Origin of the sequence: Nocardioides terrigena, assembly GCF_003047265.1 — a bacterium.
Lineage (GTDB): Bacteria > Actinomycetota > Actinomycetes > Propionibacteriales > Nocardioidaceae > Nocardioides > Nocardioides terrigena.
This window is the reverse complement of record NZ_PZYY01000007.1, coordinates 1-26,643: the sequence shown is the minus strand read 5'-3', so window position 1 is coordinate 26,643 and position 26,643 is coordinate 1. Positions and strand designations below refer to the sequence as shown.

The window sequence follows — 26,643 nt, the reverse complement described above, 5'->3', positions numbered from 1 at the left end:
GGATCTCGGCAGATCCGGACGCCAGGCTCGCATTCTCGCTGCGGACCGCAACAGGCCTTCTGGTGAAGCATCACGCGGTTGCCCCTGGCTCGGCCAGCGGGCACCGGTGCCTACGGCAGCGCGGACGCTAGCTTGCCAGCCACCGGCGTTGTTCGAGTATCTGCTCCGTTCGGGGGGTGGGGTCGGCGTCTACGCGATCGATGACCTGGTCCGTGACCGTTTCGTCAGCAGTTCCGACACCGTCGGCTTCGTCGACAGCCGCCAGGTCCAGTCGAGGTTTGTCCTCGTCCGGCGCGGCCGTGATGGCGACCTGGCAGGCCCACCGGGCGGTCACGGTGTCACCGTCCGCGAGCGTGCGGTTGACGATGAGGTGGGCGAGGTCGACGACCGCGTGGCTGAGGTAGTGGTCCAGCGGGGTTTCGGCTAGCCATCCGTAGCCTCTCCTGCGGAGTTGGTCGAAGGGGCGACCGCTCACCAGAGAGAGGGCTTCGATCATGTCGTTGAGACCGTCCGCACCTCGTGCTTGGCCGCGGGCCCGGAGGCGACGAAAGAGGTCGGCGGCCACCAGGATCTGGGGATGCAGCTCGTAGGTTGCTACCCCGCGCTGTCTGGCGGCGTCAGTCTTGCTGGCATCCGGCAGCCAGGGCTCCCCGTCGGGTCGGTCTCCGAGGAGCCGGCGGGCGTCGCGCGCCCGATTGTGCACGGTGGCCTCGCTCCATCCGAGTGCGACGGCCGCTCGCTCGGGCGTGACGCCGTGGTCTTGGCAGGCGAGGAAGACGATGAACTCCGTGGTGCCGCCGAGGTTGGCGATCTCCTCGGGGCGGGCACCCCACGCCTCGACCGCCACCGGGCCCAACACCTGGACACGAGGGCGCCGTGCGTCGGGATCGGTCCAGGCGGCCACATCGGCGTCGAGCCCCGGGTCGAGCGCCTCGATCTCCGATCGCACCGACGGGGGGACGTCGGGAGCGAGCGCCTCCAGATCTTCCACGGTCGTCGCGGCCGCGGACAGATACTTCTCGTCTGGTTCGGGGAGCATGGACCCGCCCGTTCCGCCCGTGGCGGAGCGCGGCTGCGTGAACTCAGATCGGAGGGAGCCATCGACCGACATGAACTGGGCTACAGGGGAGTCCTGCGTCGCCGGCGGCATCGGTTGGTCCTCTACCCCCCGCAGGGAGGCCATCAGCTCGGCCATGGCCGCGGCCTCGTCAGTCGGCAGCGTGGACGGCTGCAGCGTCACTCCCCACGCGGGCAGGTATGCAAGTCCACCGTCGGTCAGGTCGATCACCGGCGGCACGTCCCGCGCCGTGTCGTGGTGGACCACGATGAGCCGAGACCGGTCGCGACCGCCGGCCGCGTCGACCAGGTCGGCGCCGGGCTGGCCGTGCACGATCAGGACGACGGGCCCGGTGCTGTCTGCGACCATCGCGTCCCTGCGCAGGTCCAGGAGTTCCTTCCCGAGGTTGTCCGCGGCTTCGGCCGCATCCCTTGCGACCCGGAGGCCGAGTCGCCGGGCCGGGTCGTCGTCCAGGACGCGGAGCCGGGTCGGGTTGAGGCCGGTGGTCTCGGTCGCGAAGCCGTCTGTGAGGAGCACCTCCGTGCCCTCCGCCCAGGCGTTCAGGGCAAGCTCGGCCACCCAGAACCGCACCATGTCCTCGACCACGGCACCGGGACCGGCCACCCCGACCACGCCGATGGCTTCCAGGTCGAGCAGCCAGGTCCGTTCGTCCTCGTCGAGGCCGACCGAGACGAGCGCGGGGTAGGGGGCGGGCTGGGTGCGCAGCTCCGGCTCCAGGATGGTCTGGCGTGGGAGCGTCCATGTCGCGTTGTCGTCGGTGGCGTCCCACCCCTCGGGCGGTCCCCCGTCGGCCGGGGCGACGAACAGCACCGACAGCTCGTCGGCCCCGATGACCGCAGCCCCCAGGTTCGGCAGCTCGCGGCCTGCGATCCGCTGTGAGGCGGCCAGGTGCCGGAGGGCAAGGTCGATGAACTCGGTTGTCTCCATCGTCTCGGCTCCGGCCTCGACGATCGTCCGCTCGACGCCGACCAGGCCCGGTGGCGTGGCCGCGATGGCACGTCCGGAGCGACGCTCGCGGAACTGTCGGCGCCGCAACATCAGCAGCATCGCCAGCGCGCCACCCGAGAGGCATACGGCGGACGCCAGAACCGCCCGCAGTGCTGTGACCCCACGATCGTCCCCGCGCTCGCCCGCAGCAGGGGCCGCATGCGTGTCGCCGGCAGCCTCGCTCGAGCCCTCGGACCCACTGGCGTCGTCGGACGCCGCCGACGGGGCCGCACTCGAATCCCCGTCTCGCCCCGTCGAGGAGTCAGCGTCCGACCCGGTGATCTGCTGGTGCCCCTGTCGGGCCTTCCCGGCGTCGGTGCTCTCCGGGGTGCGCTCGTCCGACCGGGACGGCCGGGCGTCCAGTCCACCGGTCGCCGCCCCGGCAGTCGGGCTGGCTAGCCGTAGGGACTGGCCAGGGATGATGACGTCGGGGTCGTCGCCGATCAGCGCCCGGTTGGCCTGGTACAGCTCTACCCACCGGTTCGGGTCCTCGAGGTGGTCCTCGGCGAGACGCCACAGACTGTCCCCGGGCTGTACCTCCACCCTGTTAGGTGGTGCCGTGCCTTCGGCCGCGGTGGGGGTGGGCTCCACGGCTGGGGGGTCAGCGCTCGTTGCGAACGGGGCGTGTCCCTTCGGCGGGTCAACGGGGAGGTAAAGGCTCCAGCCCGCCTGCAGGGTCTCGACCGTCGAGAAGACGCCGTCACCCATGTCCCGCCCCAGGTTCAGGTCCGCGATCTCGCGCCACCGCTCCCCCGCCCCCAAGTGACGTTCGGCGAGCCCCCACAGCGTGTCGCCCGTGGTAACGATCACGGTGGTGACCTGGCTTGTCGGCGAGGCGTCGGCGTCTGCCGTGCCGGGAGAAGCAGGTGGCCTCGCCGGCCCACGGTCCGTTGCCGATGACGCCAGGGAGGGCTCCGTCGGATGAGCTGTCTGGAGCAGAGAGGGACCATGAGCTGAACTGGGAACGGCGGTCGTGCCAGCCGCGGGAGGGCTGCCGTCGGCGGGGAGGCCACCCGAGGCGAGCGCCGCGCCGGTCACCCCGGCCGCGACCGCACTGTGCACGAGAGCCCGGATCAGTCGCTGCTGCCCACCGGTGACGATCGGCAACCTGGCGGCCGGCACGCCGCGGAGAGCTGCCGGGATCTCCCACAGCACGCACGCAGCCAGCTGGGCCCAGAACAACCAGGCGAGGACGGCGAGCACGCCAAGGACGGCCGCATCGGACAGCAGCCCCAGTGCCGCAAAGCCACCCGGGGGGTACGGGTTACCCACCCACAACACCAGCACGAGCGGCACTCCGACCAGAAGCGCCGCCAGTACCAACAGGGCGCCTGCTGCGCGGACCCACTTCACCATGGTGTCTTCCTCCCTTCGCTCCCCCGGCCGTCCCCAGCCACTACAAGCGGCTCAGCCCGTCCTCCTCCTGACGCGTCCCTGCGATTGCCCCACGCGTTCACGGAGGCCCGGTGATCGCGGTCGCCGACCCCGTCTCGTTGACGGGCAGACGGTGAATACCCAGGACCCCCAGGAACACGGTCGGTTCCCCGCCAGTGGCGGTCACCCGCACCTGGAGTCCCCGGACCTGCACCGTTCCCGACCATCCAGCCCTTCGCAGGATCTCCTGGGCCCGGGCCGCGGCGGTCTCCCCGTCGACGCTCTCGACGCCTGATCGGGTTCCGCGCAGCTCGTCGGCACCGGCACGCGCGGCCTGCTCGGCGGCCCGCTTGGCCTCCAACCGGGCATCAATCACGTTCCCGCCATCGAACACGAGCCCGAGCAGCAGCACGAAGACGCTGGCCGCGGACAGCAAGGTCCACACGGCGGCAACTCCGCGCTCGTCCCTGGCCCGCGTCGCGCGGCTCATAGGTCTCGGTGCCGTTCGATGGGGACCACGGCGTCGGCGCGGAACACCTTGGTGCTGGGAATGCCGAAGCCGGCCACGTCGCGGAGGTCGACATAGCACGTCACGGTCGCCGCGACGTGGCCGCCTGGCCGGAAGTCGGTGCCGGCGAAGCTGACCTGGAGTCGCACGCAGGCCCTGCCCCGCGACGCCAGCGCCTCGGCCGCGGCCGCTCGTCCCGCCACCTGGCCGGACTCGAGACCTTGTTGAAGGGAGGCAGCTCGGGCTGCCGCGTAGGCCGCGTCGTTGACCTGCCCGCGGGCGTCGGTATACCGGCCGCCCGCCACCACGACCAGCACGAACACCATCAGCAACGGCGTCATCAACAACAGCTCCACCGCTGCGGCGCCGCGCTCGTCGCCTCGACGGGGACGTCGAGGCAGCACCGGCACCGGCACGGACGGGCTCGCAGGGGATGTGATGGCGTGTGTCACGGGACGAACCGTTCGGTGGGGACCGTAGCGGTCGCCGAGACGTGCAGGTCGACACCAGGAACGAGGCTCAGCACATTGCCGCTCACGGTCACGGTCGCCGCCGTCGGACCGCGCGTAGCGGTGGCGGCGCGGTGAGTGACCTGGGGGTCGAGATCGGCGAGGTAGTCCAACGCGGTCTCGCGGCCCGCGGACTCGGTGCCGTCCCAGCTTGCCGTCGCTACCGCCCCCTCACGGGCGGCAGCGTTGATCACGCGGGCGGCCTCTGCGCGAACAGCCCACTGGATCAACAGCAGGCACATCAACATCAGCAGCGGTGCGGTGAGGAGGAACTCCACCGCCGCAGCACCCCGATCCCCGCGGCGGCGCGAGAGGCGCGCTCCGCAGGCACGAACCCGGCTCCCCGGGGACCCGATCGGGGCCACCGCGGTGGGCCTCCCCCTGAGTTGCGTGGTGGGCATGGTCAGCCGCCGTTGAGCTTCCCGCTCTGCGTGTCGACGTACGTCTTCACCGCCAGCGCCACGGCGGCGCAGATCCCGACGGCGGCGATGATGATGAGCAGCCACTCCACTGCCGTCGCGCCGCGTTCGTCGCGTGCTTGAGCGTGCCGGGCGACCAGGTGGTGTCGGGTCGCCTGGATCCAGGCGAGGGTCCCCGCTAGTTCTGTCATCGTGCTGCTCCTTTGTGTCGTGAGGGTGCCCCGTCAGGTGGAGGTGATCAGGTACAGAAGTCGGGGCGCGAGGATGTACAGCACGCCCACGCTGGCCATGAGGATGAGGTTGTACTTCATGGACTCGGTCGCCTGGTCCGCCCGTGCGCGGGCATCGGCCAGTCGGGCATCGCGCATGGTCTCCGCGCGGGCGATGAGGGTGGCCCGGATCCGGCCGCCTTCCTCGTTGGCGAGGTTGAGGGTGCTGCGGAGCTCAACGAGCTCACCGATGCCGTACCGCTCGCCCAGCCGGCCCAACGCCTCCCACGCCGTGACTCCGCTGACCCGTGCGCCCTCGACCGCGTCCCGCAGCTCGAGGAAAGCGCGTCCCGTGCCTATCCCAGCCGCGGCCGGCTGTGCCTCGGCGTGCCCGCGCCCGGCCTCCATCGACATCACGACCAGATCGAGGTAGATGGCCAGAGCCCGACGGAAGTCCTCGCGCTCGCGGCCCGCCGCTGCGCGGAGGTCGACGATCGACAACGCCACCATCAGGACCGACAAGAGCAGCCCCACCACAGGAGCCACAGCAATCGGGATCCCCAGCTCGAGAGCACGCACCAGGACCCACAAGACGAAGGGCGCCAGCAGTCCGGCCACCGCCACCCCGAGGGTCTTTGTCAGCCACTCCTCCAACGTGTGTCCGGCGACCGCCAGGTCGCGTTCGAACCCGAGCAGCTGCCTGCCGCGGCGGTCCCGCAGCTGCTCGGCCACTGACCCAGCCGCCCGCTCGAGCGGTCCGCGCGCGCGATTACTGTCCCGGTGGGCGCGACGCCCCGCCCGGGCACGCTCGTGCTCCCACCGGGCAGTCTGGGCCACCAGATCCGGGGTCGGCGGCACCGCGAGCAGGTACAACCTGGCGATACCGAGCCCCGCCAGGGCGGCCAGCAGCACCACCCCGCTCAGCCCCGTCAGGCTCGTCATGACCCGACGACCCGCGGCTTGTAGGAGGCCATCTCGGTGACGACCCCGGGCTCGCCGAGGAACCGGGGCTGGGGTTCCGGGGCGGCCAGATGACGCAGCCGGACCAGCAGTGCGAGGTAGGCGGCGGCGATGGCGGCCAGGATGACCTGCCCCACCGCGGTCCCGTACGGCGCCACCCATCCGGGCGCGACCACGACCGTGACCGCTGCGAAGGCCAACAAGATGCCGGCGACCTGCTGGGACTGGCGCCGCAGCGAGTTGCGTTCGTGCAGCACCGTACGGCGTTGCTCGAGCTCGCTGCGCGTGCTGGTCGCCAGAGCCGTGAGCACCCGGGACAAGCTGCCGGCGCGCTGGCGCGCGTTGAGGGACAACGCCGCCACCACCAGGTCCGCGCCCGGATCATCGACATCGTCGGCGAACAGCGCCAGCGCCTCTGGGAGCGGCACCCGGGCACCCAGGCGGTGCACCAGATCCCGCAACGGTCGCTCCAGCAGCGGCGGAGTGCCGTCGAGAGTAGCCGGGATGGCGTACTCCAACCCGGAGGCCGCGGTCGCGGTGTCTCGCAAGGATTCCGTCCAAGCCGCGATGGCCTCGATCTTCGCAACCCCGGCGCGTTCGGTGGAGCCGGAGCCGGAGATCTTCGGCCACAGGAACACCACGGCCGTGGCCACGGCCCCGGCGACCGGCCAGCGGGTCAACAGGGCCACAACGGCACCGGCCAGGAGAGCGATCCCGCCCAGTCGGAGGTCGGCCGTGGGCAGGCTGCGTGCCGCCGGGGTGATGCGGCGTCTTGGAAGCAGCGATCGCCCCCTCAAGAGACGGACCAGTCCGAGGCAACCGAGCAGGGCAGCCACAACGAGGAGCAAGAACAGCGCCATCATGCCCAGCCCCCGGCGGACGGCCCCGGGTTCCACCCGGCGTCGACAAGGTCGTTCTCGCACATAATCTGCACCGCGGCGCGTCGAGCAACCCGACCATCCGCGTCATAGCCCCAGATCTCATTGGTCTTCAGCCCGTACTCATCGGCACCCGCCACCTCGCGCACCGACTCGACCACCCTCCGCTGCCCACCCGTTGCGGTGCGGAGTCGTCTGATGAAGACGATGAAGTCCAAAGCACCGGCCACCAGGCGGGTGGTGGCCTCGACAGGCAGCTTCTCCGGCGCCTGGAGGGCATAGGTGGTGATCTTGTGGACCACGTCGACCGAGGAATTGGCGTGGATGGTGGACAGCGAACCGTCGTTGCCCTGCATCATCGCGTTCAGCATCGTCACGACCTCGTCGCCCAGCACCTCACCCACGATCACCCGCGACGGGTTCAACCGCAGCGAGTCGCGGACCAGATCGGCCATCGTCACCGCCCCCACCCCCTCCGCGTTCGGGAGCCGCTCCTCCAACGGCGCACAGTTGGGGTGCCGATCAATGTCCTCATGTAGGCCGAGTTCCAAAGACCGCTCCACGGTGATCAGCCGTTCGGCAGGGTCGATCTCGGCCGCCATGGCCCGCAGCAGGGACGTCTTCCCCGCCGACACGGCCCCGGCGATCATCACGTTCTTCCGGGCCCGGACCATGGAACCCAGGAAGTCGGCCAGGTCCTGGTCCATGCTGCCCAGCGCCACCTGGTCCTTCAGCCGCATCTTGGCGTACCGGTGCTTGCGGATCGAGACCAACGTCCCGATCCCCGACACCGCCATTACCGCGTACAGCCGCGACCCGTCCGGCAGCCGCAGGTTCACCCGCGGATTGGCCACGTCGAACGCCCGTGCAGATAGACCCTCGTGCGCGGCAAGCGTTTGGATCGTCTCGTTCAGGTCCTCATCAGACGAAGTCACCGGAGGCAACTTCGCGGTGCTCCCGTCCGCGTACTCCACGAACACGTGCCGGAAGCCATTCACATCGATGTTCTCGATCTCGGGGTCCTCGAGCAGCTGCTGCAGGCTGCCCGCCCCGAACAGGCGCGCCTCCAAGGCATCAACGAGGTCCTGCCGCACCTCCCACGCCAAAGGCTGATGACCCGCCTCGACCAGACCACCGTCGTACTGGGTGACCACGGCCTGGACCAGCTGCTTGCCGTGCTGGATCTCGTCATCGCCGCGCAGGGCCGGACGACCCGTGCGGCGTCGCTCCTCAATGGCCCACTGACGCCGCTCCCCGACCTCGCTCTGCAGGCGCCGGACCAGCAGCTGGTCGACTCCGCGGGTCTCGAAACCAGGGCGCGCGTTCACGACGACCCCACCGAGTCGTCCGGGTGCGCCCCCGCCGGTGGCAATGCCGCCCGCCCGGCAACCGCCGTCACGATCGCATCGACGACCGTGGCCGCCGACCGCACGAGCGGAGTTCGTGTCAGCCCTCGGCCCTCCTCACCCCGCTCCAGACGCGCAACACCAGCGGGGTCCCACGCCACCCACCCCACGGAGCCCACCAGCGGACCAGCCGGCGAGTCCGCCAACAGCCGCCGGACGTCGGCGGCATGCCGGCCCCCGGCTCGCCGCAAGGTCACGACCACCGGCACCACCACCGGCGGACGGCCCCGCGTCGCGGCGATCGCAGGGATCAGACGTGCGAGACGCTCCCGCAGATGCACCACGGCACCCACGTCGGCGCGACCCACGACCACCAGCACGTCAGCCGCCGCAGCGACGGACACCGAAGGCGAACTCGTGTGGATCCGGCCCAGATCCGCCACCACATGCGTCGACGACGCGTGCAGCGCCGCCGCCAACGGGGACCAGTCCGACATCCCCGCCGCCTGTTCGGCGCTCATATGCCCCGGGATCACACCAACGCCGTCGGTGAACCGGTGGGCGTACGCCGACACCAGATCCGGTGCGTGCGATGTCCGCGCGGCGGTGGCCACGGTCAGCACCGTCGGCGTCTCCGGCAGAACGTCCCGGCCACCTGCTCGACACCGCAACGCCAGGTCCCCGCCGTATGGATCGGCCTCCACCACCACCGTGTACTCACTGATCGCAGTGGCCAGCGCCAGCGCGGTGGTCGTCGCTCCCGGTGCACCCCGGTCACAGCACACCGCGACGAACATGTTTCTACTCCCCCGTCACCGAAGCCTGGACGACTGTCACCCGACCAGCGGCGCTGTACGCCGCGACCTGGTCTGCCTCCGACTCAGAGACCAGCAGCGAAACCACGACCGAGCCGTCCACCGCCTCCCGTACGTCGTGGACTCGGGCGCCGGAGGTCAGACTCGACGGACTGTCCAGCGCCTCCTCGTCGCCGGCATCACCGGCAGGTGGGACGGCCAGCACATTCACCATCGACCCCGCGCTAAGCGTCGCCGGCACCCGCCCGACCTCCAGCCGAACCGCCACCACCCGATCACCCAGCCCGGGCACCGGCTCCGACGTCAGAGCCCCGCGAGTCAGCACTTGCCCAGCAACCAGGCCGTTCACCACTCGCATGCCCAGCACCTCGCCCAGTTCCTCGATCGGAACGGCGTCGCTCACCCCAGCGACCTGGGCCGAGGCCAGGTCCTCCTCGCCGATCATTTGACCGGCGGCAACCTCACGATCCAGGACCAAGACCTCGGCGGTGCTGCCCTTGGTCATGTACAGGTAGCCCGCACCCAGCCCCATCACAACGACGAACAGCACCGTGCCAGCCCACTGCCCGTATTTTCTCGCTCCGCTCGGCAGGTGCCGGTCTGCCCTATCCACCCGCGCACCCGCGGCCGCCGGCTCCGTCGCACGGCTGCGCTGAGCACGCTGTTGGGTCGTCACCGGATGACCACTGTCTGCCGCTGCAGAACACGAATCGTGGTGCTCTCACCGGCCACCGCCGCGTGTTCGCCGAGCGAGCCGTCGGGGCTCGAACAGCGGCCCGTGCAGCTCCACGCCACCGAGTAGACGATCCGCGCCGACACGTCCCACGTGTCGCCCGTGGGGTCTTCCATGTCCGTGTAGGTGTAGTCGCACGTCGTTGGCGCGTCCTCCGGAGTCGATACAGTCCACGCTCGCCCGGCACCGGCGCAGAACTCGACATCCCCGTTGCCCATGTCCCACTCCACCCGGGTCGGCGTCGCGGACAGCGTGACCCGCGCGCCGCCCGCATCCACGCTCACGGACACGTCGTGCCACTGCTTCTCGGGGATCCACATCCAGTTCTTGTAGTTGACGTAGGAGTGGAAGCTGGGAGGGGGCGCGATGGACGCATGCGCCGTCTCGAACGGCGCCCGCTTCAGCAGATCCTCGGCCACAGTGGCGGCAGCGATTACGGGCTGGGAACCGGGAAGGAAGAACGTGTTCCCCAGGACTGCCACTGAGGGGTCACACGTCCAGATACTGCCCTCGGTTGGGTTGTGTCCGCGCCATAGCGGATCTCCTGCGGGAGGCTGCGGATCGAGTTGAAAGGCGTAGCACTGCTGAGAGGCAATCCACACAGCGCCGAGGTCGATAACGCACGGTATGGAGGCGCCAGAGGCGTCCTGGCACCCGCCACCATTGGACGAGACTGGCGTCGTACCGGCTGTAGCCGTTTCCCCCTCCCCAGGTATCTGCCCTTCGAGGCATATACCGCCTGGCCCTACCGGTCCGTCGCACGAATCTGCCACAGCTGGTGTGAACTCGATCTGGGCCCATAAAGCGATCCCGATGATGATCAGACCCGTCAGGCGTCGCATGAGACCGCATCCTTCAGCTGGGTTCGGGCAACCATCCAGTCCCCGTCCTCAGGCTTGGCCATATGTACCGTGAATGGTGTGATCCGGTGGTCCGGCTTAGTGCCCCGCAGTTCCCTTCCGTTCTGCGTGACAAGCAAGCCCCTGTAGTCGGTGCATTGGTAGATCACGACAGTGCCGGTGCCATCAGAACCAAGGCGGATGAGCGTCGGCTTGGACCAGATGGGCTTGATGGGCCGCTCAATGCGAATCCCCTGAGTTACCGAGTCCTCGAATACCGAGAGCGTCGCCTGCCATTGCATGTCGTACTCGCGGATAGTGGCTCGAGCCTCCGCTGAGTTGTCTCCTACACGCCACGCTTCGTTCGTCCGCTCGGCGTACTGCTGCCAGCGGTTAAGTGCGGCTTCGTAGGCGTCGATCTGCTCGGCAGTGAACTTCTCGTGCCAAGCTGGCGGTTCCGAGGGCGTGGACGGGTCGACAGCGCTTGGGGCCTGCGTGGGCAGTGACGTCGGTTCCGCTCCTGGGTCAGAAGCCTCGGTGGAGCACCCGCTTGCAGCGCACAGCACCAGAAGCGCGACGACGCCAGAGAGTGCGAGCTTCATCATTCCTCCCCGAGACCGCTCAGCTCGCGGCTGACAGGTGTATCCACCAGTGTCACCCAAGAACGGCCGAATAGCGCCGACGAATTTTTGGGCGCCCGCTGGCATTTCACGACCTCAGCACTCCCGGAGGCGAGGAAGCACGGCCTGAAGCTGCTGAAGTTGAGGCGTGCGCTGGGCAAGCACATGAGGACCACCCCCGCCATCCGTCCGGGACACCTGCCCACCAGAAAACCTGACCGTCCGGCGGCCGTCATCTCCGGCGGTCCCTTCTGGGGATAACCCACCTCGCTCCGCACCTGTGGACGCGAACTGGCGCTCCGCAGCTGCGGCACATGCTTCGCGGATTCGTTGCTCGCACACTCTGATCGGGGGCATCCGGTCGGGTGATTGCGCAGCACCGGCGGCTCCTACTCGCGGGGCACCTCCGACTCCTGGACGACTCTGGCCGCCGCAAAACTCTCAACCAGATCCCGCCGCCACCACCAACGCCGTCCCCTCCTCGTCGCTGGTGCCTTGGACGTCGATGCCAGGTGCCGGAGCCAGTTCTCGGTGACTCCCACGACCAGGGCCGCCGTGGTGGTGTCCAGCCAGACATGGCCATCGTCCGGGGGCTCCTCGGGCTCTCGTCGGGCGCGGGCGTCGCGGCGCTTCCTCGCCGCGTCTCGCTCCGAGCGCCACTCCACGGCCCACCGCTCCGCACTCGCACGCTCAAGACTTCGTTGAGCTCGGTCCGTGCGTGCTGCACGCACCTCGACCTCCCCGGCACGAATTGCTCGATCGAGAGTGCCGTTGCTGCAGCCGGCCAGCTGCTCGATCTCGGCGTAGGAAGCCCACCGGCGGTGATCCTCCGACCTCTGCTCCGCAAGTCGTTCCAGGTCCTCCGCACGCATCCAGGCCACCCCGTTGTGCCGGACCACCGGGAACCGCCCGGTGTGCGACCCGGCGGCCACATATGCCTCGGCCAGTCCCAACCCGTCGGCGGCCTCGGCCGCACTCACCCAGCCGGTCGGGTCAGGCGGCACCCGAGTTCGTGCACCCATACTCAGATCACATCACGACGCATGCGTCACCGCGACGTCATCCAGCCGGGACACTGGCGGACGCGGTGAAGATTTCGTTGGTGACTGCCGGCGCAAGATCGGCGCGCGCAACCGTGGCGAGCAAGCCTTCTGGACGTCGGCAGCACGCAACGTCCGCGGCGACAAGTACCGTCCAGCGCGTGACGTCCCGTGTCTACCGTCCTGACGAGCGACCCGACGTCGAGGTGCGTGTCGATGGCGAGTGGCATCCCGGCGAACTGCGGATGTGGCACCACCGCGAGGACGGCTGGTGGGCCAACGTGAACTGGCGACCCAAGCCTGGCATGACCTTTCTGGACACGGTGCGCGAGGAGGATGTGCGTCTCGCCCAGGCCGGGCCGCGTCGCTGAACAGAACCGCAGACCAGCACCGGCCCAAGCATCACCTGTGCGCCCGCCTACCTGCTCGGACTGCTCGGTCGCCCCCGGCCGGTGCCGGGATCGTATGGCCGTGACGGACCTGGCTGGTCGGCTCGAGTCGCCTGGGCACGTCCCAGGACAGATGATGCAGGAGTCGTTCTGTTCTGCTCAGCGACCGTGTCCCACGCCGAGGGCGGAATAGCCCCCTCCAGCAGGGACTCGACGATCCGGGCGAGAGAGTACGTCCGGGGCTCGGGAACCAGATCGAGAGCCACCCACGCATGAGCGCCCTGACCCGCAAGCCACGAGCTGAAGGCCAACAAGGTTGCTGCCGGGGTCCGAGCCTCATGCGGGGCACGGCGCGTCAGGTCACGCCACAGCGACATGTGCAACGCGGCGTTCTCGCTATTCATCGCCATCCAGGCCACGTCCCGCAGCGGGAGCACTTCCATGTCCACGAGCAGCCGCGCCGCCACCACCGGTGTCACGGGCACCTGGTCGGCCAGGAACCGACCGACCGTCCTGTCGACCCACCGGGCCTCCTGCTGATTTCCCCGTCCCTGCCGAATCTGGTGCTCGACGCGGGCGTCCGGCAGATGCGCTGCCACCGCGGCAGCCTCCTCGCTGTCCCCCTCCAGGTCTCGTCGCAGCTCATCGCGGGACGCGACCGGCATCCGCCGACCAGCCAGGGCGAGCTCCGCGTCCGCCCACATGCGGGTGGCCCCGTCGATACGGCCGCTGACACCCGTCACGAGGTCGGTCCACATCCCCGCGTCCACCCACAGGCTCGGTCCGAGGTGCGTTCGACCGGTGAAGCGCCGAGCCAGCTCGACGCTAATGCCTTCAGCGGCCTCACGGTCCGTGGTGAAGCACACCAGAGCGGCTCCCACACCGTCACGCAGGAACGGCGCGGCGAGAACCGCTGCGCCCTCCGAGATGTCGTGGGCGCCGTACGGCTGGTCCAGCCTGGCCCACGGACCCGACCCGTGTCTGGGCGCCAGCACGACGGACTCCTCGGGGACGAAGCCGAAGACATGCGGAATCACCGCGATCAGCTCGGATGGTCCGGTGACCTGCAAGGGATGATCCACGGGGGCCTCCAGTCTCCCGGCCGAACCCCGTCTCCGGTTCGACTTCGGGACCTCCAGAAGCGTCCTGGCCCATGCCAGGGCGGACATCGGTATCGCGAAAGCCTCCCGGGTTCCGGCGGCCCGGCTCCCCGTCGCTCCCCCGAAGGTGCTCGCCCAGGTGCCGTGGCACGTAGGTTCCGATCTCGTGCGTTGCGCGGCGCCCTGCACCGGTCACCCCCGCCCAAGGGCACCGTCCAGGGCGACCACGACAGAGCCGCCCGGCCTCCGCGGTCGGAGGCCGGGCGGCTCCTCAGAAATCAGAACCAGCAGGTGGACCAGAGGCCGGCGCTGCGGTTCATGGCCTGCTTCTGGGCGACGCGGTAGTTCGCGGTACGGCGGACCGGGTCGTTGCGGTAGACGTAGACCTTCGAGTGACCGGTGAAGATCTGCGCCCGGCCCACGTCACGGTCCTTGCGCTCGACGTAGCGCAACAGGCGCTGGTAACGGTCCTTGTCGGCCTGGCTGGGGTCGGAGAACAGCACGACGGTCGACCCGACGGGTGCGAGGGACTCCATGCTCTCGGTGGCCTTGACGGCACCGCACTCACGACGGCCGTACTTCTCGGGGGTGTCGATGCCCAGGATCCGCACGTCGCGGATCCCGATGCCCCGGATGCGCACCTTCAGGGTGTCGCCATCGGTGACCTTGACGACGTTGCCGACGTTGCGCTTGACCGGACCGGAGCCGCTGGTGTTGCCGGTGTTGCTGGTGCCTCCGTTGTTGTTGGGCGGGGGCGTGCTGGTGCCACCCCCGCCGCCGGCGCCCAGGCAGGGGCACGGGAGGGACTCACACGCACGGCCATCGCCCTCGGAGTCAAGACCGTTCGGGTCGGAGGGGTTGTTGTTCAGGTTCGTCTGGGCGGCTGCCTGATTCGGGAAGTCGCCGCAGTCGAGGTCCTTCACCGCCTGGGCCGGCGCGGTGGTGGTCAGCAGTGCCGCAACGACGGCGGCGATCGCGATGAGGGTGCTGAGGAATCGGCGCATGGTGTGGTCCCCCGGGACGTGTGGTGGTTGGGCTGCGATGACCGTACGAGCAGAAGCCGACTCTTGTCAGGAGATTCCTGACACCCGTTCGACTCCGCCGTCCCGGACGCTCCCCGGGTCTCCTGACGTCGTCGCCTGACCGAGAGGGCGCGCCGCACTCCGCCTTTCGGGTCATGAGGAAGGCACCGAATCCGCGACCGGGCTCCCGGGGCGCGCGATGAGTGGAACGACCTACGGGGACCACCAGGAAGCGGCGGCCGCCGCCCTCAATCGACTCGTCACCGGCGAGGCGCTGCCCCTCACGGCGGCGGACGTTGACGACAGCCTGGCGTGTCGCGACATCGTCGTCGGGGCGCTGCGACAACGCCTCTACGCACTTAGGGTGGAGGGGCGTCACCCTATGACCGTGCCTCCCGCGCGGGTCGGTGCCGCCCGGCTGCCCGACGTCGCACGGAACCTCACCACCTGGCTGGACCGCATCGTCGCCGAGCTCCCGACACTGCCGCCCGCCCAGCGACGGGCTCCCACGGACGTGCTGAACCCCCGCGCCGGTGGCGAGGCCGCGCGCTTGTGGCGAGAGGCAGCCGTGGAACTGCTGACCGGCAGCCACGCCCTCGACGCAGCGCCGGAGCGCCCGTGGCTACGCGACCCCGGCGGTGGCTGGTACCTCGTCCACGACGTCGCGGTCACGCTCGAGGCAGTGCTGATCCTCGACAGCCGGCTCGACGAGGTCGGCCTGCTCAACACCCACCACCGTCCCCCCAGCACGCTCGACCTCGACCAGCGGCGCCTGCTCGCCTCCCAGTGCGCCCGCGTCGCCACCTGGTACGCCACCAGCGACACCCCGGACCGCGCCTCCCCAGCGACCCGACCCAAGCCGCGGGTCTCCAGCCCGGTCTACACCGTGCACGAAGCTGGCGACCTCGCCGCCGCACAACGACAGCTCGCGCGCTACCTGCGGCCCCTGCACGGCAGTGACGCCTTCTACGACGCCGAACCCGAGATCGACACCCACACCGTCCGGATGGTCGTAACCAGCCAACACGCCCTCACCGAGCGCTTCGAGCACCTGTCCCGTCAGACGCCCGGCGCCGAGGAGCTCGCCGCGCACTTCGCTCAGCGCCGCGAGATCCTCGGCGACATCCACTCCCACCTACGGCGGCTCGTGGACCTCGAACCGCAGGGACGCAACACCGGCGCCTGCTGGCAACAGGTCGAGCTCAGCACCGCCGTGGCCCGCCTGCTGCGCACCACACCCACCCTGACCCTCAGCACCGCCCAGTGGCAGGACCTCGCCACCGCCACCCACGAGGTCACCCAGAACATCGCCACCACGATGCGCCGCGAGCTTCTCCGGGACACAAGCAACCTGCGCATGGAGGACGCCACGCGTCAGGTCGGCCGCACCCGCGTGCATCGCCGCCACCCCCTCGAGCGCAGCCTCACCGACCTCGTCAACCTGCCCCCACCCTCGGCACCCATCGCCACCTACATCAGCCCCCGGCAACGCGCGGCGCTGAGCACCACGCTCGCGGTAACCCCCACCGGACACCGCGCCCCCAGCCCGTACCCCGCGCCCGTCAACCTCCCGGTCAGCCGCGCGCGTTAGTCGGCAGCCACCGACGCTCCACGGCGGCGCCGGCACTGCAGATCCACGGAGGAACGACCACAGCCAAGACAACCCGCCCTCAACCACTCACCAAGGAGACGTCCCATGACCACCAAGAGAGAACTGCCGGTCTATCTCAGCCTCGAACAGGCCGCCGAGGTGCTGTCAGTGTCCACAAAGACCATCCGACGCCGCATCAGTGACGGCACGATCCCTGCCTACCAGTGCGGCCGCAGACCCATCCGGATTCGCCTCGACGACCTCGAAGCCGCCCTGCGGCGAATCCCCTCCGCGCGCTGGTAACCCCTCATTCAGTGGACACGTTGGGGACACGGGGCCAAAACAAAACCGCCTCTGGACTGCTGTTTTCGCAGGTCAGAGGCGGTTCATGGTTGGTGGGCGATACTGGGTTCGAACCAGTGACCTCTTCGGTGTGAACGAAGCGCGCTACCACTGCGCCAATCGCCCGCTGTGCGGTGCCGGGGAACTCTAACGCATCGCGGCGGACGAGTCGGAATCGCCCTGCTTGCGCAGCGCAGCGACGGCCTCGGGCCGGTTGTGGAAGCGGCGGTAGCTGTAGACGATGAGGCCCACCGCGATGCCTGCTGACGCAATCTGGGTGATCCCGGTCCACAGGTCGCCGGGCAGCCACCACCGGTCGTCGAGCGGCCACCACTCCGGCGACGGCGGGTGGTAGATCCAGAGCACGCCGCAGGCCACCAGGATCAGGGCCCCCATGACGGACGCGACGATGCGCGGCCATGTCTCCACACTCTCGGCGGCACCGCGCATGGCGGCGACGCGGACGGGCTCGACGCGCCGCTCCGCCCAGTCGTACTGCTGGGACAACAGGGCTAGACCGGCGAAGATCCCGAGGAGACCGGGTCCGGGCAGGAAAATCGCCGCAACTCCCGCCACCAGCAGGACCCAGCCGAGAGTCTCGAGCACCACTCGCTTGGCCGCGCCACCCCCCGGAACGCCCATCAGGAATTCTCCCTGCGTGTCTCCGCGGCTAAAGTCTGCCGCGCCTGCTTTGCTGCGCTCACGTGATGACCCTACGGGCCTTGCACAACGTGTGTCGTAGCCCTCCTCGGACAGGGTCGTTGAACCCACGTCATAGGTCGGTACCCCCGCCGTCCTACCACCGAGGAGGGTCCGAGCGGTCGGGCACCTTGAGAGAGAGTGGAGACACATGCGCAGGATCACCGCTGACGTCGCTGTCGACGTGACGATGTACTGCCGGGACCTCGATGGTCACCGCTACGAGCTGGACACCGTTCTCGGCTATGCCCGGTCTGACGCCTTCGCCGTGACCATGACGTTCGGCGACGTCGAGCCCCTCGTCACCTGGACCTTCGGCCGCGACCTCCTGATGCGCGGCATCACCCACCCGACCGGCGAGGGCGACGTGCGGATCTGCCCGTCCCTCGACGACGACGGGACCGCCATCGTGCAGATCGAGCTCTGCAGCCCCGACGGGCACCTGCTGCTCGAGGTGCGCACCGACGAGGTCACCGCCTTCATCGGCCGCACCGTCGACGTGTGCCCGCCCGGTGTCGAGGCCGATCACGTCGACGTCGACCAGATGATCGCGCAGCTGCTGGCGGTCTGACCCGCCGCGCGCCCGCCTCAGCGGGCGTCGTGCTGGGCCACCCACGAGGAGTGGAGCCCGGCGTACACCGTGCCCTCCTGCGCGGCCAGCTCCTGGTGCGGTCCCCGCTGCACCACCCGCCCACGGTCGACCACGATCACCTCGTCGGCGTTCTCGGCGGTCGAGAGCCGGTGGGCGATGGTCACCGAGGTGCGCGACTGCATGAGGCGCTCCAGGGCGCGACCGATGCGCATCTCCAGCTGCGGGTCGACGGCGCTGGTGGCCTCGTCGAGCACGAGCAGGTCGGGGTCGGCCAGGTGGGCTCGCAGCAGGGCCACCAGCTGGCGCTCGCCGGCCGACAGCGACTCCCCGCGCTGGCCGACCTTCGTCGCCATCCCGGCGGGAAGGGCGTCGAGCCAGTCGCGCAGGCCCAGCTCGTCGGCCGACGCGAGGATCTCGGCCTCGGTCGCGTCGAGCTTGCCGTAGCGCACGTTGGCGGCGATCGAGTCGTCGAAGAGGAAGCCCTCCTGGGGCACCAGCACGACGCTGCGGCGCAGCGACGCCGGGGCGATGCGGCGTACGTCGAGACCGTCGAGCAGCACGCCGCCCTCGACCGGGTCCATGAGCCGGGTCAGCAGCTTGGCGAAGGTCGACTTGCCCGAGCCGGTCTCCCCCACGATCGCCACCCGGGTGCCGGCGTCGATGTGCAGGGAGACGTCGGACAGCACCGGCGGGCCGCCGGGGTAGGCGAAGGTGACCTCGTCGAAGGTCACGTCGATCGGCCCACGCGGCAGGACGAGGCCGTCCGGGCCGGGGTCGACGAGGTCGGCGGGCGTCTCCAGGATGCCGATGACCCGCCGCCAGCTGACGATGGCGTTCTGCGCGTCGGTGAGGATCTGGGTGCCCATCTGGACCGGGCCCACGAAGAGCGTCACGAGGAACGCGAACGCGAGCACCTTGCCGGCCGTCATGTCGCCCGTGAAGCCGAGCAGCACCCCGACGATCAGCACGCCGGCGTTGGCGAGGCCGGCCGAGATGCCGCCGAGCGAGAACGACACGACGGTGAACTTCTGCGCGCGCGTGCTCGCCGTCTTGAACTCGTCGATGGCCGCGTCGATGCGGCCCTGGGTGCGCTCCTCGACGGCGTACGAGCGGACGGTGGCCGCGCCGACGACGGGCTCGGAGATGGCGCCGAGCAGCACGCCCACCTGGTGGCGGACGACGCCGTAGGCCTCGGACAGCTTGCGCTGGAAGTAGCGGATCGAGATGAAGAGCGGCGCGAAGCACAGCCACACGACGAGGGCGAGCTGCCAGCTGTAGATCACCATGATCACGGTGGCGACCAGCATCTGGCCGATGCTGACCACGAAGATCAGGCCGCCGAACACGAGGAACTGGCTGACCTGGTCGACGTCGCTGGTGACCCGCGAGACGAGGGCGCCGCGACGCTCGGTGTTCTGCGTGAGGAGCGGCAGGTCGTGCACGTGGCGGAAGGCCTTGATGCGCAGCGTCGCTAGCCCGCGCTCGGAGGTCGCGAAGAGCCTGCTGGTCATGGCGTACGACGCGAGGCTGGTGATGGCGAGCACCACCGCGCAGCCGATGCCCAGGGCCACGACGTAGTCGAGCTGTGGGCCGTCCGGGCCGTTGAGCCCGCGGTCGAGGGTCTGCTGGACGGCGATCGGCACGACCACCTGCCCGCAGGCGGCGACGATCGCGAGGAAGAGCGTGAAGCGCAGCCCCTCGCGGAGCTCGGGCGAGATCTGCATGCCGCGGCGGATGGTCTCGATGGCGCCGATGTCCTCGCCGGTGTCCATCCGGGTGCCGGCGGCGGGGTTGCGGGTCGTGGTGCTCACGGGGCGCCTCCGGCGCTGCTCGGGGTGGCGGCGTCGTCGTGGGCCGCCTGCTCGTAGGCGTTGACGAGGCGGGCGTAGTCGGGACTGCGGTCCAGGAGCTCACGGTGGGTGCCGCGGTCGGCGACGCGCCCCTCGTCGAGGTGCACCACCTCGTCGGCGAGGCCGATGGTGGCCTTGCGGTAGGCGACGACCACGAGGGTGGTGTCGGTCGCTCCTTGCCGCAGCGTCGCCAGGATGCGGGCCTCGACCTCGGGGTCCACCGCCGACGTGGCGTCGTCGAGGATCAGCAGGCGGGGGCGACGCACCAGCGCGCGGGCCAGTGAGATGCGCTGGCGCTGCCCTCCGGAGAGCGACGTGCCCCGCTCCCCCAGCTGGGTGTCCAGGCCGTCGCCCAGCGCGGCGACGAAGCCGTCGGCCTGCGCATCGCGCAGCGCGGCCCACACCACGTCGTCGGGGATGTCGGCGCCGAGGGTGATGTTGCCGCGGACGGTGTCGTCGAAGAGGAAGGCCGTCTGCGGCACCAGCGCCACCGCCCCCGCGAGCTGGCCGCGCGCGAGGTCGCGCAGGTCGACCCCGTCGACGCGCACGGACCCGGCGTCCGGGTCGACGAGCCGGGTCAGCAGGTTGGTCAGGGTGCTCTTGCCGGAGGCGGTCTGCCCGACCAGGGCGACCGTCCGGCCCGGCTGCACGTCGAAGGACACGCCGTCGAGGAGGCGGGTCGCGGGGTCGTAGGCGTAGTGCAGGCCGTCGACCTCGAGGACGGCGCCGCGACCGGCCGTCGGCAGGGTGGCGGCGCCGTACTCCATGGACCCGGTCGCCGCGATGACCGCCTCCGCGCGGCGGTAGCCCACGACCGAGCGCGGGAACTCGCCCAGCAGCCAGCCGATGGCGCGGATGGGGAAGGCCACGATGGTCAGGAGGTAGGCGACGGTGACGACGTCACCGGCGTCGGTCTGGCCGCTGATGACCCGCGCCGTCCCGACGGCCAGCACGATCAGGACGCCGATGTTGGGCAGCGAGGCCAGGGTCGGGTCGAAGGCGGCACGGATGCGGCCCGCCCGGATGTTGACGTCGCGCAGCTCGTGGGCCTTGGCGCGGAACCGGTCGGTCTCCTGGGTCTCACGGCCCAGCGTCTTGACGACCATCGCGCCGTCGAAGGACTCGTGGGCGATCTCGCTGACCTCGGCGCGCAGCGCCTGCGCGTGGGTCATCAGGGGCGAGGCGAGCCGCTGGTAGGCGAGGTTGGCGACCACCACGGCCGGGAAGACCAGCAGCCCGACGACGGCCAGGACCACGTCGGCGAGCAGCATCTGGATCACCGCGATGACCATCATCACGACGGTGCCGAGGGCCATCGGGAGCGGGGCGATCGGGGCCCAGGCGGCCTCGACGTCGGAGTAGGCGTTGGAGAGCAGCTGCCCGGTCGGGTGCCGCTGGTGCCACTCCATGGGCAGGGTGAGGTATTGCCGGGTGACCGCGCGGCGGGTGTGCGCCTGCATGCGGAACTGCATGATGCCGGCGCCGAGCCGGCGCGCGACGATCCCCACGGCCCGCAGGATCGCGACACCCAGGAAGAGACCGAGCACGGCCCAGAGCATCTCGGCGCCGATCTCGCCGGTCTCGAAGGCCGGGATCACGACGTTGTCGGTGGCCCAACCGAGCACCCAGGCGTCGGCGACGGTCAGCACGGCGAAGAGCACCGAGCCCACGGTGGAGAGGATGAAGATGCCGGGCTCGCGCCGGATGGCGTGGCCGAGTACGGCGAAGCCCTCCCAGGTCGTCGATCCCCGGAGCTCCGCGTCCTCGCCTGCCACCTGTGTCGCCCGCCCCCTCGTGTCCATGATGTCGCCCGATGTGTCGTCGGGGCGGTTGCTCGTCGCAACCATCCCGACAGGTCAGGCTATTCCCCGCCACCGACAGCGACCCAATCGTGCAGGGGCATCACCCGCCCGGCCCTAGGGTTGGGCGCATGAGCCTCGCCCGAGCCGAGCGGCACGCGCTGGCCGACACCGCCCTCGCCGTCGGACCCGACGCCCCGACCCTGTGCGGCGACTGGTCCGCACGCGACCTGCTGGCCCACCTCCTGGTGCGCGAGCACAGCCCGCTGGGGGCGGCCGGGATCGTCGTTCCTCCCCTCGCCGGGCTCACCGAGCGCGCGATGCGGCGTACGGCGACCGCGGACTTCGACGACCTCGTGGACCGCTTCCGCCACCCCCGCCTCACCCCCGTGGCCCTCAAGCCGGTCGACGACCTGGTCAACCCCGTCGAGTTCTTCGTCCACCACGAGGACCTGAGGCGCGCCCAGCCCGGTTGGGAGCCACGCGAGGTCACGCGGCACGACCACGACGTGCTCTGGAAGGCCCTGCGACTGATCGGCCGCGGCCTGGTCGCCTCGGCGAAGGTGCCGGTGCGGCTCGAGCGCACCGACACCGGCGAGACCGCCACCCTGCGCCGGGGGGACGAGCCGGTGACCGTGCACGGCCTGCCCGGGGAGCTGGTGCTCTTCCTCCACGGCCGCGACCAGACCCGCGGCGTCGACCTCACCGGACCCCTGGACCGGATCGCCCGGCTCCGCGGCGCCGACCTCGGGACCTAGACGAGCCGCAGCCGCGACAGGAACGCCCGGGTGCGCTCCTTGCTCGGGTCCCCGATCACCTGCTCGGGGCTGCCGGTCTCGTGGATCACCCCGTCGTGCAGGAAGCACACGGTGTCGGCCACGTCCCGGGCGAAGCCCATCTCGTGGGTGTTGAGGACCATCGTCACGCCCTCGGCCTTGAGGTCGGTGAGCAGGTCCAGGACCTCGCCCACCAGCTCCGGGTCGAGCGCCGACGTCACCTCGTCGAGGAGCATCAGCCGCGGGTTGGCGACGAGCGCCCGGGCGATCGCGACGCGCTGCTGCTGACCGCCCGAGAGGTCGTCGGGCCGGGCCCGCGCCTTGGACGCGAGGCCCACCCGGTCCAGCATCGCCAGACCGCGGGCACTGGCCTCCTCCTCGGGAACGCCGTGCACCTTGCGCAGCGCGAGCGTCACGTTGCCCAGCACGGTGAGGTGCGGGAAGAGGTTGTAGGCCTGGAACACCAGCCCCATCCGGGCCCGGACCGCGTCCGCGTCGACGCGGGGGTCGGTGACGTCCTCGCCCTCGAAGGTGATGACGCCGTCGTCGACGGTCTCGAGGAGGTTGGCGCAGCGCAGCAGGGTCGACTTGCCGGAGCCGCTGGCACCGATGAGCACCACGCACTGCCCGCGCGCGACCGACAGGTCGACGTCGTGCAGCACCACGTGCTCGCCGAAGACCTTGCGGACGCCGGCCATCTCCAGCACCAGCTCGCTCACAGCATGCCTCCCGCTCCGTGGAAGCCCTGCTTGCGGGCGTACCGGTCCGTCAGCCGGGCCATCGGGATGGTCAGGCAGATGAAGAGGAAGCCCGCCACGACGTACGGCGTGTAGTTGAAGTCGCGGGCCGTCTCGATCTGGGCGGCCCGGATCGCGTCGATCACGCCGAGGACGGCGATCAGGCCGGAGTCCTTCTGGAGCGAGACCAGGTCGTTCATCAGGGGCGGCAGCACCCGCCGCCACGCCTGGGGCAGCACCACGTGGCGCAGCGTCTGGGCGTAGGACAGGCCCAGCGACCGTCCCGCGAGGCGCTGGGACGGGTGCACCGACTCGATGCCCGCCCGGAAGACCTCGGCGACGTACGCCGAGTAGGACAGCACGAGCGCCGCACACCCCCAGAAGAGCGCCGACGTCGGCAGCCCGGTCAGGTCGAGCGCGGGACCGCCGAAGCCGAGCAGGAACAGCACGAGCAGCAGCGGCAGCCCCCGGAAGACGTCGACGTAGACGGTGCCGAGCAGCCGCAACGGGAACGCCACGGGGCCCCGGACGGTCCGCATCACAGCGATGGTGAGGCTCAGGATCACGATGACGATGGCGCAGACGACCATCACCCGGATGTTGAGCCAGAGTCCCTCCAGCACCGCGGGGAACGAGTCGACGGCCTTGTCCCAGTCGAAGTACGTCTCCTTGACGCGCTCCCACCCGGGCGAGGTGACGACGAAGGCCGCCACCACCCCGAGCAGGACGATCGTCGAGGTGGCGGCGATCGCAGCACTGCGGCGCGTCTGCCGGCGACGCCAGGCGTCCCGCTCACGCTGGACCTCCGACGGCTGCCAGTCGGTCTGCGCAGCGCCGGTGTCCTGGGCCGGCATCAGGAGAGCTCGGGAGCGCCCTGCTGCGCCAGCCACTCGTCGGCGAGCTGGTCCAGGGTGCCGTCCTCGCGCAGCGCGTCGACGGCCTGCGAGACGCAGTCGGTCAGCGGGCTGTCCTTGTCGAGGACCGCACCGAACTGCTCGACCTCACCGTCGGGAAGCGGCAGCTGGCCGACGATGACACCGTCGTCGAGCTGGGCCGCGACCATGAAGTAGGCGGTGGGGAGGTCGACGACGATGCCGTCGATCTGGCCGTTCTTGAGCGCCTGCACCGCCTGGTCGTTGGTGTCGAAGGCGGCGGCCTGCTCCGAGGTGCCGATCTGCTCCTCGATCGCGTTGTAGCTCGTCGTCCCGACCTGCGCGCCCAGCTTGGCGTCGGCCAGGTCGGCGATCGCGGTGGCGCCGTCGATCGCGCTGCCGGCGTTGGTGATGACGGTCTGGCGCACGTCGTAGTAGCCGCTCGAGAAGTCGACCGCGTTGCGGCGCTCCTCGGTGATGGAGACCTGGTTGACGTCGAAGTCGAACTTCTTCTCCCCCGGGCTCACCACGGCGTTGAACGGCACGACGACCCACTCGACCTCGTCGGCGGCGTACCCGAGCTGCTCGGCCACCGCGTAGGCCACGGCCGACTCGTAGCCCTCACCGTTGGTGGGGTCGTCGTCGACGAACCAGGGCTCGTACGCCGGGGAGTCCGTGCCGACGGTCAGCACGCCGTCGCCCAGCGTCTCGAGGGACTCCTTGTCGCACGAGGCGGCCTCGGTGGTCTCCTCCGACGTCGAGCTGTCGGTGGCCTCGTCCGCCTCGTCGCGGGGGGCGCCGCAGGCGGTCAGGAGGACGGTGGCGGCCAGCGAGGTGGCGATGAGGGGCCGGGTCAGGGTGCGCATGGCGAAATCGTAAGTCCGCCACCCCCCGCAGCCGCACCGTGGCCACCGTGTGAACCACTGCGGTGGTGGTGGCCGGGTCGCCTCAGCGGACCGGGTGCCCCGCGGCTGCCAACCCCGCCTTGACGTCACCGATCCGCAGGGTGCCGAAGTGGAAGACCGTCGCGGCCAGGACGGCGTCGGCCCCCGCGTCGACGGCGGGCGGGAAGTGCTCCACCGCTCCCGCGCCGCCACTGGCGATCACCGGGATCGACACCGCCCGGCGCGCGGCCGCGATGAGCTCGAGGTCGAAGCCGTCCTGGGTGCCGTCGGCGTCCATCGCGTTGAGGAGGATCTCGCCGGCACCCAGCTCGGCCGCCCGGGCCGCCCAGGCGATGGCGTCCAGCCCGGCGCTCCTGCGCCCGCCGTGGGTGGTGACCTCGAAGCCGGAGTCGGTGCCCGCGGAGCGACGGGCGTCGACGCTCAGCACCAGGACCTGGCTGCCGAACCGGTCGGCCACCTCGGCGATCAGCTCGGGCCGGTGGATGGCGGCGGTGTTCATCGCCACCTTGTCGGCCCCCGCGCGCAGCAGCCGGTCGACGTCCGCCACGCTGCTCACTCCCCCGCCGACCGTCAGCGGGATGAAGACCTCCTCGGCGCAGCGCGAGACCACCTCCATGGTGGTGGCGCGCCCCTCGTGCGAGGCGGAGATGTCGAGGAACGTCAGCTCGTCGGCACCCTCGGCGTCGTACGTGCGGGCCAGCTCGACCGGGTCCCCCGCGTCGCGGAGCTCGGTGAAGTTGATGCCCTTGACCACCCGGCCGCCGTCGACGTCCAGGCACGGGATGACGCGTACGGCGAGGCTCACTGCTCGCGACCCTGCTCGCCGGCCGGGCGGGTGAGGGCCAGGGCGTCCTCGAGGGTGAAGCGGCCCTCGTAGAGCGCGGTGCCCGCGATGGCGCCCTCGACCCCGTCGGGGACCAGGCCCATCAGCGCCTCGATGTCGGCCAGCGTGGTGACCCCGCCGGAGGCCACCACGGGGCGGTCGGTGGCCGCGCACACGTCGCGCAGCAGGTCGAGGTTGGGGCCCTGGAGCATGCCGTCCTTGTTGACGTCGGTGACGACGTAGCGCGCGCAGCCCTCGGAGTCGAGGCGGGACAGCACCTCGTAGAGGTCGCCGCCCTCGCGCGTCCAGCCCCGGGCGGCGAGCGTGCGGCCACGCACGTCGAGGCCGACCGCGACCCGGTCGCCGTGCTCGGCGATGGCTCGCGCGCACCACTCCGGCTGCTCGAGCGCGGCGGTGCCGATGTTGACCCGGCGGCACCCCGTGGCCATCGCGGCGGCCAGCGACTCGTCGTCGCGGATCCCGCCGCTCATCTCGACCTTGATGTCGAGCGCGCCCACGATCTGCGCCTGGAGCTCCCGGTTGTGCCCGTGGCCGAACGCCGCGTCGAGGTCGACCAGGTGGATCCACTCGGCACCGGCGCGCTGCCAGCGCAGGGCCGCCTCGATGGGGTCGCCGAAGCGCTTCTCCGACCCGTCCACGCCCTGCACGAGCTGGACGGCCTGGCCGCCCTTGATGTCGACGGCGGGCAGCAGCTCGAGGTAGGGGGCCATGGGTCCGATCCTAATGGGGACGTACCCGGTGGCTTTGGGCCATGGTGGTGCCTGAGTCCAGCCGGTGGGTGAGCACTCGTCGATCCCGATCCTTGAGGTC

Annotated in this window: 27 protein-coding genes and 1 tRNA gene; 5 read left to right on the top strand and 23 right to left on the bottom strand. The window is 70.5% G+C overall.

Annotated features, from left to right (window positions below):
* Positions 1-127: 127 nt before the first annotated feature.
* The 12 genes from DAE25_RS15835 to DAE25_RS15785 all read right to left on the bottom strand — a co-directional run bounded on the left by DAE25_RS15835 (position 128) and on the right by DAE25_RS15785 (position 11,257).
* Positions 128-3,421: a LysM peptidoglycan-binding domain-containing protein gene (locus tag DAE25_RS15835; RefSeq protein WP_107767122.1), complete on the bottom strand. Its 3,294-nt coding sequence runs from the start codon at positions 3,419-3,421 to the stop codon at positions 128-130.
* 97 nt (positions 3,422-3,518) lie between these two features.
* Positions 3,519-3,884 (bottom strand): pilus assembly protein TadG-related protein, encoded by a 366-nt coding sequence (locus DAE25_RS15830; protein ID WP_234411089.1) that lies wholly within the window; start codon positions 3,882-3,884, stop codon positions 3,519-3,521.
* Between the two features lie 41 nt (positions 3,885-3,925).
* Entirely contained in the window at positions 3,926-4,363 is a 438-nt protein-coding gene (locus DAE25_RS15825; RefSeq protein ID WP_234411088.1) for a TadE/TadG family type IV pilus assembly protein, read from the bottom strand.
* Positions 4,364-4,395: 32 nt separating this feature from the next.
* Positions 4,396-4,734 (bottom strand): TadE/TadG family type IV pilus assembly protein, encoded by a 339-nt coding sequence (locus DAE25_RS15820; protein WP_234411087.1) that lies wholly within the window; start codon positions 4,732-4,734, stop codon positions 4,396-4,398.
* A 125-nt stretch (positions 4,735-4,859) separates the two neighbouring features.
* The gene (locus DAE25_RS23220; protein ID WP_159083767.1) at positions 4,860-5,066 is read right to left on the bottom strand and encodes a hypothetical protein; all 207 of its coding nucleotides are present in this window, start codon (positions 5,064-5,066) and stop codon (positions 4,860-4,862) included.
* A gap of 33 nt (positions 5,067-5,099) precedes the next feature.
* Positions 5,100-6,026 (bottom strand): hypothetical protein, encoded by a 927-nt coding sequence (locus tag DAE25_RS15815; protein WP_234411086.1) that lies wholly within the window; start codon positions 6,024-6,026, stop codon positions 5,100-5,102.
* Positions 6,023-6,907, bottom strand: a complete 885-nt coding sequence (locus DAE25_RS15810) for a type II secretion system F family protein (protein ID WP_159083766.1) — start codon at positions 6,905-6,907, stop codon at positions 6,023-6,025. The genes DAE25_RS15815 and DAE25_RS15810 overlap by 4 nt, the downstream gene beginning before the upstream one ends.
* Positions 6,904-8,250, bottom strand: a complete 1,347-nt coding sequence (locus tag DAE25_RS15805) for a CpaF family protein (protein WP_107767118.1) — start codon at positions 8,248-8,250, stop codon at positions 6,904-6,906. The genes DAE25_RS15810 and DAE25_RS15805 overlap by 4 nt, the downstream gene beginning before the upstream one ends.
* Entirely contained in the window at positions 8,247-9,065 is an 819-nt protein-coding gene (locus DAE25_RS15800) for a hypothetical protein (RefSeq protein WP_107767117.1), read from the bottom strand. Before DAE25_RS15800 ends, DAE25_RS15805 begins: the two co-directional genes overlap by 4 nt.
* A 4-nt stretch (positions 9,066-9,069) precedes the next feature.
* Positions 9,070-9,633: an SAF domain-containing protein gene (locus tag DAE25_RS15795; protein ID WP_107767116.1), complete on the bottom strand. Its 564-nt coding sequence runs from the start codon at positions 9,631-9,633 to the stop codon at positions 9,070-9,072.
* Between the two features lie 122 nt (positions 9,634-9,755).
* Positions 9,756-10,298: a hypothetical protein gene (locus tag DAE25_RS15790; protein ID WP_107767115.1), complete on the bottom strand. Its 543-nt coding sequence runs from the start codon at positions 10,296-10,298 to the stop codon at positions 9,756-9,758.
* A gap of 347 nt (positions 10,299-10,645) precedes the next feature.
* Complete coding sequence (locus DAE25_RS15785) at positions 10,646-11,257, bottom strand: hypothetical protein (RefSeq protein WP_159083765.1); 612 nt, start codon at positions 11,255-11,257, stop codon at positions 10,646-10,648.
* 1,219 nt (positions 11,258-12,476) lie between these two features.
* Here DAE25_RS15785 and DAE25_RS15775 point away from each other — a divergent pair.
* Entirely contained in the window at positions 12,477-12,686 is a 210-nt protein-coding gene (locus DAE25_RS15775) for a hypothetical protein (RefSeq protein ID WP_107767112.1), read from the top strand.
* A 47-nt stretch (positions 12,687-12,733) separates the two neighbouring features.
* On the opposite strand, the gene DAE25_RS15770 is transcribed toward DAE25_RS15775, so the two are convergent.
* Together DAE25_RS15770 and DAE25_RS15765 are read right to left on the bottom strand one after the other, a co-directional pair.
* A complete protein-coding gene (locus DAE25_RS15770) occupies positions 12,734-13,786 on the bottom strand; it encodes a DUF4192 domain-containing protein (protein ID WP_159083764.1) in 1,053 nt (350 codons plus the stop codon).
* A 296-nt stretch (positions 13,787-14,082) separates the two neighbouring features.
* Positions 14,083-14,808: a thermonuclease family protein gene (locus tag DAE25_RS15765; RefSeq protein ID WP_107767110.1), complete on the bottom strand. Its 726-nt coding sequence runs from the start codon at positions 14,806-14,808 to the stop codon at positions 14,083-14,085.
* Positions 14,809-15,025: 217 nt separating this feature from the next.
* Between DAE25_RS15765 and DAE25_RS15760 the strand changes: the two genes are divergently transcribed.
* Together DAE25_RS15760 and DAE25_RS15755 are read left to right on the top strand one after the other, a co-directional pair.
* Complete coding sequence (locus DAE25_RS15760) at positions 15,026-16,417, top strand: hypothetical protein (RefSeq protein WP_159083763.1); 1,392 nt, start codon at positions 15,026-15,028, stop codon at positions 16,415-16,417.
* Positions 16,418-16,522: 105 nt separating this feature from the next.
* Positions 16,523-16,720, top strand: a complete 198-nt coding sequence (locus DAE25_RS15755; protein WP_056885406.1) for a helix-turn-helix domain-containing protein — start codon at positions 16,523-16,525, stop codon at positions 16,718-16,720.
* 90 nt (positions 16,721-16,810) lie between these two features.
* Here the strand turns inward: DAE25_RS15755 and DAE25_RS15750 are convergent.
* Both DAE25_RS15750 and DAE25_RS15745 read right to left on the bottom strand, forming a co-directional pair.
* Positions 16,811-16,885: transfer RNA gene (locus tag DAE25_RS15750), tRNA-Val, on the bottom strand.
* A 21-nt stretch (positions 16,886-16,906) separates the two neighbouring features.
* On the bottom strand, positions 16,907-17,401 hold the full coding sequence (locus tag DAE25_RS15745; RefSeq protein ID WP_107767108.1) for a PGPGW domain-containing protein: 495 nt from the start codon (positions 17,399-17,401) through the stop codon (positions 16,907-16,909).
* Positions 17,402-17,609: 208 nt separating this feature from the next.
* Between DAE25_RS15745 and DAE25_RS15740 the strand changes: the two genes are divergently transcribed.
* Complete coding sequence (locus tag DAE25_RS15740; protein ID WP_107767107.1) at positions 17,610-18,029, top strand: SsgA family sporulation/cell division regulator; 420 nt, start codon at positions 17,610-17,612, stop codon at positions 18,027-18,029.
* Between the two features lie 17 nt (positions 18,030-18,046).
* Here DAE25_RS15740 and DAE25_RS15735 read toward each other — a convergent pair whose 3' ends face one another.
* Together DAE25_RS15735 and DAE25_RS15730 are read right to left on the bottom strand one after the other, a co-directional pair.
* Positions 18,047-19,861, bottom strand: a complete 1,815-nt coding sequence (locus DAE25_RS15735; RefSeq protein WP_234411085.1) for an ABC transporter ATP-binding protein — start codon at positions 19,859-19,861, stop codon at positions 18,047-18,049.
* A complete protein-coding gene (locus DAE25_RS15730; protein WP_107767106.1) occupies positions 19,858-21,702 on the bottom strand; it encodes an ABC transporter ATP-binding protein in 1,845 nt (614 codons plus the stop codon). Before DAE25_RS15730 ends, DAE25_RS15735 begins: the two co-directional genes overlap by 4 nt.
* A gap of 128 nt (positions 21,703-21,830) precedes the next feature.
* On the opposite strand from DAE25_RS15730, the gene DAE25_RS15725 reads away from it, so the two are divergent.
* Complete coding sequence (locus tag DAE25_RS15725; protein ID WP_159083762.1) at positions 21,831-22,457, top strand: TIGR03085 family metal-binding protein; 627 nt, start codon at positions 21,831-21,833, stop codon at positions 22,455-22,457.
* Here the strand turns inward: DAE25_RS15725 and DAE25_RS15720 are convergent.
* From DAE25_RS15720 to priA, 5 genes are all read right to left on the bottom strand, one after another.
* The gene (locus DAE25_RS15720) at positions 22,454-23,173 is read right to left on the bottom strand and encodes an amino acid ABC transporter ATP-binding protein (protein ID WP_107767416.1); all 720 of its coding nucleotides are present in this window, start codon (positions 23,171-23,173) and stop codon (positions 22,454-22,456) included. The genes DAE25_RS15725 and DAE25_RS15720 overlap by 4 nt on opposite strands.
* 17 nt (positions 23,174-23,190) lie before the next feature.
* On the bottom strand, positions 23,191-24,066 hold the full coding sequence (locus DAE25_RS15715; RefSeq protein ID WP_107767104.1) for an amino acid ABC transporter permease: 876 nt from the start codon (positions 24,064-24,066) through the stop codon (positions 23,191-23,193).
* On the bottom strand, positions 24,066-24,950 hold the full coding sequence (locus tag DAE25_RS15710; RefSeq protein WP_107767103.1) for an ABC transporter substrate-binding protein: 885 nt from the start codon (positions 24,948-24,950) through the stop codon (positions 24,066-24,068). Before DAE25_RS15710 ends, DAE25_RS15715 begins: the two co-directional genes overlap by 1 nt.
* A gap of 82 nt (positions 24,951-25,032) precedes the next feature.
* Complete coding sequence (gene hisF / locus DAE25_RS15705) at positions 25,033-25,794, bottom strand: imidazole glycerol phosphate synthase subunit HisF (protein ID WP_107767102.1); 762 nt, start codon at positions 25,792-25,794, stop codon at positions 25,033-25,035.
* Positions 25,791-26,543, bottom strand: a complete 753-nt coding sequence (gene priA, locus DAE25_RS15700) for a bifunctional 1-(5-phosphoribosyl)-5-((5-phosphoribosylamino)methylideneamino)imidazole-4-carboxamide isomerase/phosphoribosylanthranilate isomerase PriA (protein ID WP_056885414.1) — start codon at positions 26,541-26,543, stop codon at positions 25,791-25,793. The genes hisF and priA overlap by 4 nt, the downstream gene beginning before the upstream one ends.
* Positions 26,544-26,643 lie beyond the last annotated feature (100 nt).

Excerpts from the sequence above, each read along its gene's own strand:
- DAE25_RS15835 (WP_107767122.1), bottom strand. The coding sequence starts at position 3,421 with ATGGTGAAGTGGGTCCGCGCAGCAGGCGCCCTGTTGGTACTGGCGGCG.
- DAE25_RS23220 (WP_159083767.1), bottom strand. The coding sequence starts at position 5,066 with ATGACAGAACTAGCGGGGACCCTCGCCTGGATCCAGGCGACCCGACAC.
- DAE25_RS15815 (WP_234411086.1), bottom strand. The coding sequence starts at position 6,026 with ATGACGAGCCTGACGGGGCTGAGCGGGGTGGTGCTGCTGGCCGCCCTG.
- DAE25_RS15810 (WP_159083766.1), bottom strand. The coding sequence starts at position 6,907 with ATGATGGCGCTGTTCTTGCTCCTCGTTGTGGCTGCCCTGCTCGGTTGC.
- DAE25_RS15800 (WP_107767117.1), bottom strand. The coding sequence starts at position 9,065 with ATGTTCGTCGCGGTGTGCTGTGACCGGGGTGCACCGGGAGCGACGACC.
- DAE25_RS15785 (WP_159083765.1), bottom strand. The coding sequence starts at position 11,257 with ATGAAGCTCGCACTCTCTGGCGTCGTCGCGCTTCTGGTGCTGTGCGCT.
- DAE25_RS15765 (WP_107767110.1), bottom strand. The coding sequence starts at position 14,808 with ATGCGCCGATTCCTCAGCACCCTCATCGCGATCGCCGCCGTCGTTGCG.
- DAE25_RS15760 (WP_159083763.1), top strand. The coding sequence starts at position 15,026 with ATGAGTGGAACGACCTACGGGGACCACCAGGAAGCGGCGGCCGCCGCC.
- DAE25_RS15755 (WP_056885406.1), top strand. The coding sequence starts at position 16,523 with ATGACCACCAAGAGAGAACTGCCGGTCTATCTCAGCCTCGAACAGGCC.
- DAE25_RS15745 (WP_107767108.1), bottom strand. The coding sequence starts at position 17,401 with ATGGGCGTTCCGGGGGGTGGCGCGGCCAAGCGAGTGGTGCTCGAGACT.
- DAE25_RS15740 (WP_107767107.1), top strand. The coding sequence starts at position 17,610 with ATGCGCAGGATCACCGCTGACGTCGCTGTCGACGTGACGATGTACTGC.
- DAE25_RS15730 (WP_107767106.1), bottom strand. The coding sequence starts at position 21,702 with ATGGACACGAGGGGGCGGGCGACACAGGTGGCAGGCGAGGACGCGGAG.
- DAE25_RS15725 (WP_159083762.1), top strand. The coding sequence starts at position 21,831 with ATGAGCCTCGCCCGAGCCGAGCGGCACGCGCTGGCCGACACCGCCCTC.
- DAE25_RS15720 (WP_107767416.1), bottom strand. The coding sequence starts at position 23,173 with ATGGCCGGCGTCCGCAAGGTCTTCGGCGAGCACGTGGTGCTGCACGAC.
- DAE25_RS15715 (WP_107767104.1), bottom strand. The coding sequence starts at position 24,066 with ATGCCGGCCCAGGACACCGGCGCTGCGCAGACCGACTGGCAGCCGTCG.
- DAE25_RS15710 (WP_107767103.1), bottom strand. The coding sequence starts at position 24,950 with ATGCGCACCCTGACCCGGCCCCTCATCGCCACCTCGCTGGCCGCCACC.
- priA (WP_056885414.1), bottom strand. The coding sequence starts at position 26,543 with ATGGCCCCCTACCTCGAGCTGCTGCCCGCCGTCGACATCAAGGGCGGC.